The organism is Hydrogenimonas cancrithermarum, from assembly GCF_030296055.1.
Taxonomy (GTDB): domain Bacteria; phylum Campylobacterota; class Campylobacteria; order Campylobacterales; family Hydrogenimonadaceae; genus Hydrogenimonas; species Hydrogenimonas cancrithermarum.
Genome location: NZ_AP027370.1, coordinates 864,855 through 877,500 on the forward strand (window position 1 = coordinate 864,855; position 12,646 = coordinate 877,500).

Genomic DNA, 12,646 nt, shown 5'->3' on the forward strand with positions numbered 1-12,646 from the left:
AAATAGTTTAAAACAATCTAAAAATATGCTATAATCCCGCTTAAATTTTTCACCCTAAGGACTGCTGACTATGCGCATACTGATCGTAGAAGATGAAACCACGGTAAACAAAACCCTCTCCGAAGGACTTAACGAGTTCAACTACCAGACCGACTCGGCGGAAAACTTCAAAGACGGAGACTACTATCTCGATATCCGCAACTATGACCTGATTTTGGCAGACTGGATGCTTCCGGATGGCAACGGCCTCGAACTGATCCAAAAAGCCAAAGCGAACAACCCGAAAACCGCCGTCATCATCCTTTCGGCACGCGACGACAAAGAGAGTGAAATCGAAGCACTCGAGGCGGGCGCGGACGACTACATCAAAAAACCGTTCGACTTCGACATCCTCATCGCCCGCATCAAGGCACGCCTGCGATTCGGCGGAAGCAACGTCATCGAAATCGACGATCTGAGCATCAATCCCCAGGAAGAGAAGGTCGTTTACAAAGGAAAAGAGATCGAACTCAAAGGAAAGCCGTTCGAGGTTTTGACCCACCTTGCACGCCACCGCGACGAAATCGTCTCCAAAGAGCAACTGCTCGATGCGATCTGGGAAGAGCCTGAACTGGTAACCCCGAACGTCATCGAGGTTGCGATCAACCAGATCCGCCAGAAAATGGACAAACCTCTGGGTATCCAGACGATCGAAACGGTTCGACGGCGCGGCTACCGTTTCTGCTACCCTCAAAAGAACAGCGAAGACTAAATCAATGGAAGGGAGAGAGTTTCTCCCTTCGCCACCATACCGCTTCAACAAAGGCACCTTATGGCCGATAACCGCAGCATCCGAAACCAGTTTCTAACCCAGCTTATCATCGCATCCTCCATCCTTCTTATCATCTTTTCAACCATGCTCTATGCCTATATCAAACAGTCGATCTATGACGAGCTTTCGCAACAACTGGTCAAACAGGCGCGTTACATTGTCCAAACTTTTCCGGATTATGCAGAGGGAGAGAAGATCGATGCCAAAAACCTAAAAAACGCATTACAGATAACGGCGAAGGTGATTCCGCCCCCGCACCGCTTCTACAGCTCCATCGAATGGAGGGAACGCGAAACAAACGGCCACTACTTCATCGACCTCATCTATCCGTACAATTTCAAATCGCAGACCTATCTGCTTGTCAGTAAAGATATCACCAATATCGCCCGAATGCTTAAAAAGATCCTCCGTTCCATTATCATTATCAACCTCATCAGCCTCATTCTGATCGTTTTGTATGCATTCGGCCTCTCCGCAATGCTTTTGATGCCGATTACACGGCTCACGAAAAAGCTTTCGTCGCTCAACGAAAATTTTCTCACCACCATCGACACCAAAACATTGCCCGAGGAGTTTGTACCGCTTGGCGAATCTATCAACCGGCTCATCAACCGTATCCAAACCTTCGTCAAGTACCAAAAAGAGCTCTTCATCGGTGCAGCCCACGAGCTTAAAACCCCACTCAATGTGATGAAACTGAAAAACGATGTCACCCTTATCAAAAAACGAGAGCCTGAAAAGTATATCGAAGCGCTACAGCTGTCGAACAAGACGATCCAAGAGATGAATCAAATGATCAGTTCGATCCTTGAAATCGGACGCCAGGAGGGAGCACATTTCGAACTTCCGCAGACTGTGGACATCATCGACTTCATCCGAAAGAAAGGAGAGGATTTCGCGCTGCTCGCAAATTCCGAAAACAAAACGGTAACACTCGATCTCGAACCGCAAAACCTCGTCGGATGCATTCAGACAACTCTGTTGAACCAGATATTGCAGAATTTCCTTCAAAACGCCATCAAATTCAGCCCCAAAGGCAAAACGATTCTCTTGCGAACCCGCCAGATCGACGACAACAAAATAAAACTCGAAGTTATCGACGAAGGTCCGGGAATCGATGAGAGTATCGATCTCTTCGCACCGTTTAAACGCGTAGGCAATGCCCCGGGTGCAGGCCTGGGCCTCTTTCTTGCCAAATCGGCAGCCGATGCAATGGGTGCACAGATTTCACTGAAAAACCGTACTGATGGCCAAAGCGGAACGGTGGCCACACTTATCTTCGCCACAACACCACAGTGCGAACTACCGAATCACTAGATCTTCTTTGTTTAAGGTATGGTTAAGGTTACATAGGTTATAAATCTCGGAAATTTAATTCGGAAGGTTTACTATATGGCATTGATGATTACCGATGAATGTATCGCATGCGATGCATGCCGCGACGAATGCCCCAACGGAGCGATCGAAGAGGGAGACCCCATCTACATCATCGATCCGGACCGATGCACCGAGTGTGTGGGTCACTACGATGAACCGGCATGTATCGCCGTGTGTCCGGTCGATTGTATCGTTCCGGATCCGGACAATGTTGAAAGTGTCGAGGAGCTGAAGTTCAAGTTTGAACATCTGCAAAAAGAGCTGTAATGGCCAAACGCACCGCCATCATCGATATCGGATCCAATTCCGCCAGAATGGTGGTGTTTGAAAGAACGAGTCGTTACGGCTTCTATCTTCTCAACGAGACCCGCAGCCGCGTTCGCATCAGCGAAGGTGCCTACGAAAAAGGTGGGGAACTCCAACCTGAAGCGATGGAGCGTGCATTTTCCGCTCTTGCCCAGTTTCTCGATATCGCAAAAAGCTACAAAACCAGAAAAATCCTCTGTGTCGCCACTTCCGCTGTCAGAGACGCATCCAACAAAAAACTCTTTTTACAGCGTGTCGAACGGGAACTCGGACTTCGTATCAAAATTGTCGATGGGGAAAAAGAGGCATGGCTCGGCGGTATCGCCGCCGTCAATCTCTTGCCTGTCAAAGATGCGATCACCATCGACATCGGCGGTGGATCAACCGATATGGCGCTCATTCGTAACAGGTGTGTCATCGAAACATTTTCGCTCGATATCGGGACCGTCCGGCTCAAAGAGCTCTTTTTCGACAAAAAACGGCCGATAGAGGAGGCAAAAGAGTTTATTGACACAGCGCTCGCCTCGTTGCCAAAATGTTTCCATTCGGATCTTGCAGTGGGCATTGGCGGTACGATACGTGCGATGGCCAAAGCGATCATGCAGCGCAACGATCACTCGATCGACAAAATACACGCTTTCACGTTCTCCGTGGAAGAAGAAAGCAAATTTATCAGAAAAGTGGCCCATGCATCGGTCATGAAACTCTCCAAATACGGGATCAAAAAAGATCGTCTCGACACAATCCGCCCGGGTGCGCTCATCTTTTTGAGTGTTCTTGAAAAGATCGGTGCGAAAGAGGTGATGACGAGCGGTGTGGGTGTTCGAGAGGGTCTCTTTCTGAGCGACCTTCTTCGTAACAGCAACCACCTCTTCCCCGCAAATTTCAACCCGAGTGTCCGGAGCCTACAGGATAGATTCTGCGTGGATACGAAACTGGCCACACACATCGCTGCAACGGCAAGAAAACTCTTTTTTGCCCTCAAAGATCCATTCGATCTGCCCGATACGGCACTCAGATACCTTGAAATTGCGGCAAAGCTTTCCCAAATCGGTATCCGCCTCGATTTTTACGCTTATCACAAGCACAGTGCCTATATGATCATGAACGATCTTGATTTCGGTTTCACTCACGAAGAGATGATTCTTGTCGCCACATTGATACGTTTCAACAAACGACGTCTTCCCAAAGAGAGTTTCACAAAGCCGCACAAAAGACTTCTGCCCGACGGCAATACACTCTCATGGCTAAGCTATATCGTCTCGCTGGCGCAAACCATCCATATCAGCCGTGCACGTGAACAGATCGATGCCGACTACCGTAACGGCGTGCTTACAATAAACGCTCCGTTCGACACCTACCTGGCCAAAGAACGTGTCAAAGAGCTTGAAAAACCGGCACCGATCGCTGTGGAATTTGTTTGAGTTAAGAGTTAAGAGTTAAGAGTTAAGAGTTAAGAGTTAAGAGTTAAGAACGGTGGCTCGCTACCGGAAATTTGTCAAGCTTTTTTGAAAAAAATTCTTACGAGCGACGGCTTATGCCGTCGTGTCAAAACTGCGTTCCCATCGTAAATTCGAAGCTGGAAGTCTGATCTCCCTCTTTTTCCATCAGCGGCCTTGCGAAGATGAGGCTTATGGGCCCCATCGGAGAGAACCATTCGATCACGGCACCTGTACCGGCACGCTTCTCTTCCGTAAAGGAATCCTCACCGATCATACCGTAGTCGAAGAAGAAGGCCAGTCGCATTTTGGCGGCTTCGACAAGAGGGATACTCGCTTCAACAGAGTTTGAAAAGGTATATTTTCCTCCCAGAAGGTAGCCATTGTCATCCTTTGCCGAAATAGAGCCGGATTGATAACCTCTGACGGTACGGATACCACCCATGAAGAATTTTTCATTGATCGGAAGTTTTTCATCCCACGGAATCGCACCGAGACGTGCCTTGTATCGCAAGATCAGATCATAATTGAGATAGTCGTCCATTCCATGGAATATGGAAAAATTCATATAGTTTTTGTTGTACTTCGCATCCCCGCCGATTCCGGCATACTCCGCACTGATACCGAAAATCATTCCGTGGCGCGGCAAATAGTAGTCATCCGTATTGTTGAAACGCAGACTCGGCGTGATGGCACTGGTGGCGAATGTCGTATCGTTGTAAAGGTCGTAATCCGGGTAATCGGTGTTCATTCCCGTCAATTGTGTATCGAAATATTGGTACATCAAACCGGCATGCCAATAGCGTGCGATCTGACGTCCGACAGTCACCGATCCCCCTTTTCTTTTTTCAGTGTAGTCGTAGGACTCGTATTCGGAGTTATAAATATTGAAACCGGTGCTGTAGTCACTGTCGAAGATACGGGGATTGGTGATATTGAAGTTGAAATTGCTGCGGTACCTTGAGAAATCGACACTCAATCCCATCGAAAGCCCGCTTCCGAAAACGTTCCTGTCATTGATCGAGGCATTGATAATGAAACCGTCGTAACTGCCGTAACCGCCGCCAAGCATAATATTTCCGGTCTGTGTCTCTTTGACGTTGACGACCAGGTCCATTTTATCTTCACTGACACGTCGCTCGTCGATAATGACATTTTCGAAATACCCGGTTCGCATCAGTGCGGCTTTCGAATCTTTCAAATCGGTCAGGTTGTAGGTATCGCCAGGAGCGAGAAAGACTTCACGCCTCACAACTCTGTCGAGTGTTCGTGTGTTGCCCGCAATGATCACGTCACGAATGTAGACTTTCTTTCCGGGAAAAATTTTGTATTGCACAATCGCCGTATGCGCTTGCTCATCCTTTTTAAAATCTGGTATGACACGAACATAGGCATAGCCGAGGTTGGCGATCTTCTCTTTGATATTCTCCATATCCTTGCGCAGGTCGTCTATGTTGAAAACTTCCCCCGGATCGACCCTCAGATCCTCTTTTAAAAGATCGACATCGATGACCGGGTCGAGTAGATCTATCTCGACATCTTTGACACGGTAGACCGAACCCTCTTCGATTTTGAAATCGAGAATGGCACGGTACTGATTGAAATCGACACGCAATAGCGGATTTTCGACTTTGGCGTCGAGATAACCATGTCTCATATAGAAATCCCGAATACGCGGCGCTTCATATTTGAGCTGATCGATCTTCACTTTTCCGTCATTGAGGCCCCACATCCACCCCATAAACTCCCGTTCACGGTTGGCCATGACACTTTCGATTTCGCTTTGATCGAAATGTTCGGCACCGCAAAGGTTGAGTTTCTTGATAATGATATTCTCACCCTTGTTGATCAGAAATTCCACTTTGACACTGCCATTTTCAAGCGGTGTCACTTCCGTCTCGACCACGGTATCGAAATAGCCTTCGGCCTCGATCATACCGCGCAGCGCCGCTTCCGCCTTCTCGATCTTCCCTTCGTCGTAGATATCACCCTTTTTGAGTCCCAACTGAGACAGCAGCTCCTCTTTTTTGTTTTCACCATATCCCACAAAAGAGATCTGGGAGATCACAGGCTTCTCTTTGAAATGAAACGTCAAAACACCGCGCTCTTCCGTCACCCAGATATCCTTGAAATACCCTTGTGCGAAGAGCCTTTTGATCGCTTCGTCGACTTTTTCGATATCGATCGGTTCACCGGGATGGATACCGATGATCTCTTTGGCAATATCGGAAGAGAGATGGATCAGGCCATCGAACTTGATCGCTTTGATCTGCTGGGCACTCGCAAGCACTGCCATCAGCAGAATGGCCGATACAATACGTTTCATTCATATCCTCTATTTATGTTTCGCGTGAACTTTTATAAAAAGGTTTCAAGTCTATCATTTTTTCAATTAAACTCCATTAAACTCGCGCTGCGATACAATTGCACATCTTTTTTCAAAGGACACTTTATCATGGTTGCTGGAATTGTCGGATTGGGGCTTATGGGTGGATCGATGGGCCTGGCACTCAAAGGAGTACCGCAGGTGAGCAAAGTAATCGGGTACGATCACAACCCCAACCATTGTGAAGAGGCACTCAAGCATCATCTGATCGACGAAGTTGTCACATGGGATGCATTGAAAAAAAGCGATGTCATTTTCCTAGCGATCCCGGTTGAAGGCATCATCAAAGCGCTGCAGAAACTCACCGACGTCCCTCCCGGCTGTACCATTATCGACCTCGGCAGCACAAAAGCGAAAATCGTGGAAAACATTCCGCCGCAGATTCGAAAAAACGTCGTCGCCGCCCATCCTATGACCGGTACTGAAAAGTTCGGCCCCTCCGCAGCACTCGCCAATCTCTACCGTGACAAAATCGTCGTACTCTGCAACCTCGAAGAGAGCGGAGAACTTCAGAGCGTCACCGCAAAAGCGCTTTTCGAAGCGATCGGCATGAAAATCGTGACGATGGACGCGAAAGAGCACGACCGCCACGCCGCCTATATCAGCCACCTCCCTCACGCCATCAGCTATGCCCTGGCCAACGCGGTCATGGCGCAGGAAGACGCCAAAAACATTCTTATTCTCGCTGCCGGAGGATTCAGGGACATGAGCCGTCTGGCGAAAAGCTCACCTATCATGTGGGAAGAGATTTTCAAACAGAACCGGGAAAATCTGCTCGAAGCGATGGACCACTTCGAAGAGGAGCTGAAGCGCTGCAGAAGCCTCATCAACGAGGAGAATTGGAAAGGGTTGTACACCTGGATGGAAGAGGCACAGAAACTGCACGACATTCTTTGACGTACCTATATCTAATATCTCAAAAATCCCTGTATGCGGCAACAGAGACGGGTTCTAACGACTTCTCTTCAGCTCCTCCATCAACTTTTCGAACACTTTCTTCTCGATCTTCGTCGATTTCCCTTCGAAAATGGCCGCATAAAGATTTTCCGCCATTTGAGCCGCCTCTTTCGACTTCGAAATATAGGGCATCAACCGCTGCAGCATCTTCGCTTCGCCATCGACATCACAGAACCGTTTTTTCCCATCCCGTCCGCGTCTCTCTCTCCATCGCGATATCAGATACATCGCAGCCATTCCGACAAAAAAGGCGATAAGCGAACTTCCGTAAAGCCATACCATCATATTTCTCTTTTCCTTGGTGGGTTTTGACGCATCCTTGATTTCATCCGTACGTTTCTTCGACAAAGCGTCACCTCTCACTTCGATCCGAATCGGATCGCTTTCGAGTCTCTCGATCTTCTCTCTTTTCGGATCGAAATAGCGTAGAGAAAAGGGTGGAATCACGAATGGTCTGTCGGCGATCAGAACGTAACGTTTTTCCCATGTTCCGCTGTAGATACCGTGACTGTAGCGCTGCTCGATCTTCGGTGCATCGCTGTAGACCGTAACCCCATCGATACGAAGCGGAGGCAGGTCGAAATCTTCGATATTCCCCTCCGCTTCGACCCGTATGGAGAGACGTACGGGTTTTCCGGCATCGACACGTCTGGGTTCCGCATCGACATGAAGCCTGAAGTCGCCGACCAGTTTCAGGTCATCCGGAAGCGGTTTGACATCGAGCGTAAGAGGAGAGGAGGTCACAGTGATCCATTTTGGCTGCCTGACGATGAAGCCGAAAGCATCGCGCATCTTTTTTGCGATCGCAACCTTAACGACTGCAGGACCGATCGTCAATGAACCCGGTTTCTGCGGAAAAAAGAGATACCGGATTTCATGAACGAGATAGTTCCCTTCGCTGTAGCGTTTCTCCCTACCCACCCGTTTGACCCAGAAATTCTCATATTTGATCGGAACGAAGTCGACATTCATGACCGGAATATCGCGCTTCTCTTTGAAACGGACCGTCACCTGGACCACCTGGCCGACATAGGCCTCTTTCCTATCGCTCTGTAGAGCGATGAGAAAATCGTCCGAACGACGGCTGCTGTTTGACTCGACCTGGATAAAAATCGGTGAGGTTTCCATCTGCTTACCGTCGACGACAACACGAAAAGAGGGAATCGTCACACTCTTTTTCGGAGTGAACGCGTAGAGTTTGATCCATTTCACGACACTGCGGTTATCTTCAAAGCGCTCGAGACGCTGGCTCCCCTCCGCCGTGACATCGTATTCACCGATCTTATCGATCCGAGGAAACAGAACCTCTTCACCTTCGGCTTCGATCGCCAGTTCGACCGATTCACCCGCGATGACCGGATTCTCGTCGACACTGGCCGTCACGCCTGCGCCGAATGACAAAATCGAAAGAAGCAGCCAGGCAACCAATTTACCATGGATTGACATGATCGACCTCCTCGGGTGGTGTCAGCGGATAAAGTTTCGCCTTCAGCGGCTGTTTTCGAATCAACTGCATCCACTTCTTCTCTTCCGCTTCACTCATTTTGCGAGTTTTGGCATTTTGTCTCTGCGAACCGGGCCGATCGCTCTGTTCTTTCGATGCAGCGGGTTTGGAGGCACTCTCTTTTTGATTTTTCTTTTTCCCTTTTCCTTTTCCCGATGCACCTTTTTTCTTTTTCTTCTGCTCCCGAAGTGCTTTCAGAACAAGTTCCAGATTGGCTTTCGCATCGACATCTTTCCCCATTTTCAAAACTTTTCGATAAAGTTCGGCCGCCTTTTCCAGTTCACCCAGTCGCACATAACAGTTGGCCATGTTGTAAAGCTTCGCTTTCTCGATGGCGGTATCGGAGGTGACGACCTTCTCATAGGCATCCAGCGCCATTTTGTAGCGGCCGCTTTTATAGTAACTGTTGCCAAGATCGAACCATACTTCGCTTTTGGGTGACTTCAAGGAGAGCTTTTCGAACACTTCGACACTCTCTTTGTAATGCCCCTCCCTGTAAGCCTTCGCACCCTGTTCGATCAGTCTGAAATCCAGAAGACCCGCCTCGGCTTTCGGCACTGCGCAAAACATGCCTGAAAAAAGGAGCAAAACCGCCGCATGGCTGCCGCGTCCGACGGAATAGAGTCCAAAAGGCAGAACAAGAAGTGCCAGTGCCAACGGATAGTAAAAGAGTTGAATCCGGTGGTGTACCACTTTTTCATACTGTTGCCCGGAGTCTGCAAGTTCTTTCAGAAAATTTTCGATCTGCTTCTCATCCTCCTGCGAAAGTGTCGCTTCGATATAACGTCCACCGCTTTTTTGTGCGACGTCCCGAAGCTTTGTATTTGCGCGGCTTATGAAAATCTTCTCGTCGGCCCCTTTGGCCGTTTCACGGTCACTCATCGCTACCGGAGCCCCCTGCCTCGTGGCGACCATCCAGACGATGAGACGTATCTTCTCTTTTTTCAGGCGTTCGGAGAGTGATGCCGTATCCACATCGTCACCACCGTCGGTAACGAGAAGTATCGTCTTCTGCTCACTCTTTTTCAGAAGTTTCTCACCGCCACGGATGGCAGCCAAAAGCGCTGTCCCCTCTACAGTGACCGATTTCGGATCGAGACGGTCGAGCAGAAAAACCAGGGCGTCCCGATCTGTCGTTAGTGGCGCAACGATAAATGAAGCGGACGTAAATCCAACCATACCCACACGTCCTGCCGGAAGCGTGGGAAGTATCTCCCTGATCTTCTGTTTGGCGAAAGTCAAACGGTTTGGGAAAAAATCCCGAGCCCTCATCGAACGTGAAAGATCGAGCGCGATCACGAGATCGACCCCTTTCGTTTTGACCCGCTCTGCCCCCTGCTCTATGACCGGTTGCGCCAATGCAAGCGACATAAAGAGAAAGGCGATAAAGAGCAATGTATTGTGCCCTGCTCTACCGAGCGCATCTCCGCTGATTCTCAGCCGTTCGAGTGCCTCCGGTTTGAAAATCCGTTCGAGCACATCTTTGTTGGTCGAGATCAGGTAGATCAAAACCGCCGCCGGGATCAACATCAAATAGATGAACTCCGGGTAGAGAAATCTCATATTTCGCTCCGGTTCAGCAAAAAGAGATAGGCCAGCAACGACATCGCCGCGATAAACAGAGGATAGCTGTAGAGATAGGTCGTATCGATGACAGGGGCCTGCTCGACTTCGGAAGGCTCCAATTTGTCGATCGTTTCATAGACCTCCTCCAGCATCTTTGGATCGGCGGCCGAAAAGAACTTTCCGCCGGTCGATTCCGCAAGCGCTTTGAGCGTTACAGGATCGTAATCGTGCGATCGGCCCACGCCGATCGTATAGAGTCTGATGCCATACTGCTGAAGAAGCTTTTGGGCCGCCTGCAGCGGAATCTTTCCCGCAGTGTTGCGTCCATCGGTCAGAAGCACGGCCACTTTCGTCTTCGCTTCGGAATTCTTCAACAGATTCGCCGCCATTGCCACCGCATCGTAGATTGCGGTCCGTTCTCCCGCCATCCCGACCTCGAGGTGGGGCACCATCGCCTTCAGAATATCATGGTCGAATGTCACAGGTGATGCGATATAGGCAAATTCGCCGAAAACGATCAACCCGAGGCGATCATGCTTACGTTTGGCGATGAAGTTTTCGAGAATCTTTTTGAGCGTATCGAACTTGTTCTGGCTCTGAACGATCGAAAACCCCTCATCCATCGAACGACTCGCATCGATGACAAGCACCATATCGCGTCCCATGGCATGTGTGGGCGTGAAGGTTTTGGTCATGACCGGCGAGGCGAGCGCTGCGATGAGTCCGCTCCAAGCCATCCATTTGAAAGCCTGCATCAGCGAGCTGTTTTTTGCAACCTTCGCGATTCGGTCGATATGCGGAAAATAGAGCAAATCGAGCCGTAGCGGACATTTTCTCTCACAAAACAGGAAAAACGGAACGAAAAGGAAAACCCATGGATACTCAAAGTGCATCGTGCGACATCTCGATAAAGAGTTTCATGAAACGTTTCGTCTCTTCGTCAAGCGGTGGAACCTTTTTCCTGTATTTGTAACGTTCAAGACGCGGAAGAAGTTGTTCCAGAATCTCCTGACGGCGTTTGTCTTCCGCCAGAAGCCGGCCATATTTCGTCATGACATAGGCCGCTTTTTTGGGATTTCCATAATCGATCGAATCGAGCTGCCTCAGCCAGCCGATCCGAGGATCGATACGGCGATGCTTCTGCCACCACTTCCATACAAAGATCAAAATGGCAGACAACACCAGCACGCCGACACCGGCAAACCCGACAAAGAGATAAAAAGAGACATCGGGAATGGGAAGAAGTGGCTTGATATCCCGAATCGGCAACTGTTCCGGATTCACATCCGGCCTCCGAAAAGTTTGACCAGTCTGCCGAAAGGCTCCTCATCCGTATAGATTTTTACAAATCGGATTCGGTGTTTATGCAAGTGCTTATAGAGCTTCTTGTCGCTCGCAATGATCTGCTCGCGATATTTCACGACACTTCGCTCTCCAAAATTAGTTTGCAGTGTCGCACCGGTTTCCGGGTCGACGAGGTGTACCTGCCCAAGCGACATAGGATGTTCTTCGAAACGATCCCGCACAATGACAGCGATGACTTCATGTCGGCGACTGAGCAGCGCGAAATCGACAGGTGCCAGGAAATCACCGATCACAAAAAGAATACTTCGACGTTTGATACGCCGAAAAAGCTGGACGATGCCCTCTTTGTAATCGGCCTGTTTTCCAAGTATCGAGGCACCGTCGATCCGTTCGACGAAGCGATTGACACCGAAAAGCCTTTTGGTCGGCCGCTCCACCGCCTCGACATTTCGCGAAACAACCGCACCGGTAAAAAGATCGCCGTTTTTGACGGCCGAGTAGCCGAGAATCGCGGCAATTTCGGCGACAAGCTCCTGTTTGATACGGTGCGTTCCGAAATAGAGGCTTCCTCCCATCATACATGCCGCAACGACACTCAACTCCCTCTCCTCGTGAAACAGCTTGACATAGGGCTTTTGAAGTTTTGCCGTAATCGTCCAGTCGATCTTTCGAATATCGTCTCCGATCTGATATTCCCGCAGTTCGCTGAAGTCGTACCCTTCCCCATGAAAAAGCGAGGGATTGTTCCCGATCATTTCGGAAAAGACCTGCCGTCTCGTCTTGATCAGGAGTGTTTTGAGCCTTTTATTCACAAAAAAACCTTATGGAATCGCGACGGTTTCAAGAACTTTTTCTATAACGACATCGGAGCTTATCTCTTCGGCTTCGGCTTCGTAACTCATGATGATTCGGTGACGCAATACCTCTTTGGCGACATAAGCGATATCGACCGGTGATACGAAATCCTTTCCACGAAGATAAGCTTGTGCGCGGCT

General features: G+C 49.3%; 12 protein-coding genes (1 of these 12 running past the window's edge). 5 read left to right on the forward strand and 7 right to left on the reverse strand.

Going from position 1 to position 12,646, the window contains the following annotated elements:
- Nucleotides 1-70: 70 nt before the first annotated feature.
- The 4 genes from hsrA to QUD54_RS04415 all read left to right on the forward strand — a co-directional run bounded on the left by hsrA (nt 71) and on the right by QUD54_RS04415 (nt 3,918).
- Nucleotides 71-751: a homeostatic response regulator transcription factor HsrA gene (gene hsrA, locus QUD54_RS04400; RefSeq protein ID WP_286337748.1), complete on the forward strand. Its 681-nt coding sequence runs from the start codon at nt 71-73 to the stop codon at nt 749-751.
- A 60-nt stretch (nt 752-811) separates the two neighbouring features.
- A complete protein-coding gene (locus QUD54_RS04405; protein ID WP_286337749.1) occupies nt 812-2,128 on the forward strand; it encodes a sensor histidine kinase in 1,317 nt (438 codons plus the stop codon).
- A gap of 75 nt (nt 2,129-2,203) precedes the next feature.
- On the forward strand, nt 2,204-2,455 hold the full coding sequence (locus QUD54_RS04410; protein WP_286337750.1) for a YfhL family 4Fe-4S dicluster ferredoxin: 252 nt from the start codon (nt 2,204-2,206) through the stop codon (nt 2,453-2,455).
- Nucleotides 2,455-3,918: a Ppx/GppA phosphatase family protein gene (locus tag QUD54_RS04415; RefSeq protein ID WP_286337751.1), complete on the forward strand. Its 1,464-nt coding sequence runs from the start codon at nt 2,455-2,457 to the stop codon at nt 3,916-3,918. The genes QUD54_RS04410 and QUD54_RS04415 overlap by 1 nt, the downstream gene beginning before the upstream one ends.
- A 124-nt stretch (nt 3,919-4,042) precedes the next feature.
- Here QUD54_RS04415 and bamA read toward each other — a convergent pair whose 3' ends face one another.
- The gene (bamA, locus tag QUD54_RS04420; protein WP_286337752.1) at nt 4,043-6,259 is read right to left on the reverse strand and encodes an outer membrane protein assembly factor BamA; all 2,217 of its coding nucleotides are present in this window, start codon (nt 6,257-6,259) and stop codon (nt 4,043-4,045) included.
- Between the two features lie 129 nt (nt 6,260-6,388).
- Here bamA and QUD54_RS04425 point away from each other — a divergent pair, with 129 nt between their 5' ends.
- Entirely contained in the window at nt 6,389-7,216 is an 828-nt protein-coding gene (locus QUD54_RS04425) for a prephenate dehydrogenase (RefSeq protein ID WP_286337753.1), read from the forward strand.
- A gap of 54 nt (nt 7,217-7,270) precedes the next feature.
- Here the strand turns inward: QUD54_RS04425 and QUD54_RS04430 are convergent, their stop codons facing one another.
- From QUD54_RS04430 to QUD54_RS04455, 6 genes are all read right to left on the reverse strand, one after another.
- Nucleotides 7,271-8,722 (reverse strand): BatD family protein, encoded by a 1,452-nt coding sequence (locus QUD54_RS04430; RefSeq protein WP_286337754.1) that lies wholly within the window; start codon nt 8,720-8,722, stop codon nt 7,271-7,273.
- Nucleotides 8,706-10,343, reverse strand: coding sequence for a vWA domain-containing protein (locus tag QUD54_RS04435; RefSeq protein ID WP_286337755.1), 1,638 nt, complete (start codon nt 10,341-10,343; stop codon nt 8,706-8,708). The genes QUD54_RS04430 and QUD54_RS04435 overlap by 17 nt, the downstream gene beginning before the upstream one ends.
- A complete protein-coding gene (locus QUD54_RS04440) occupies nt 10,340-11,158 on the reverse strand; it encodes a VWA domain-containing protein (protein ID WP_286337756.1) in 819 nt (272 codons plus the stop codon). Before QUD54_RS04440 ends, QUD54_RS04435 begins: the two co-directional genes overlap by 4 nt.
- Nucleotides 11,159-11,228: 70 nt before the next feature.
- On the reverse strand, nt 11,229-11,630 hold the full coding sequence (locus QUD54_RS04445; RefSeq protein WP_286337757.1) for a hypothetical protein: 402 nt from the start codon (nt 11,628-11,630) through the stop codon (nt 11,229-11,231).
- Nucleotides 11,627-12,463, reverse strand: coding sequence for a DUF58 domain-containing protein (locus QUD54_RS04450; RefSeq protein WP_286337758.1), 837 nt, complete (start codon nt 12,461-12,463; stop codon nt 11,627-11,629). Before QUD54_RS04450 ends, QUD54_RS04445 begins: the two co-directional genes overlap by 4 nt.
- A gap of 9 nt (nt 12,464-12,472) precedes the next feature.
- On the reverse strand, nt 12,473-12,646 hold the end of the coding sequence (locus QUD54_RS04455; RefSeq protein WP_286337759.1) for an AAA family ATPase. The gene runs 774 nt beyond the window's last position; the window shows 174 of its 948 coding nt (coding positions 775-948); its start codon lies beyond the right edge, outside the window — the gene reads right to left on this strand; the stop codon is at nt 12,473-12,475.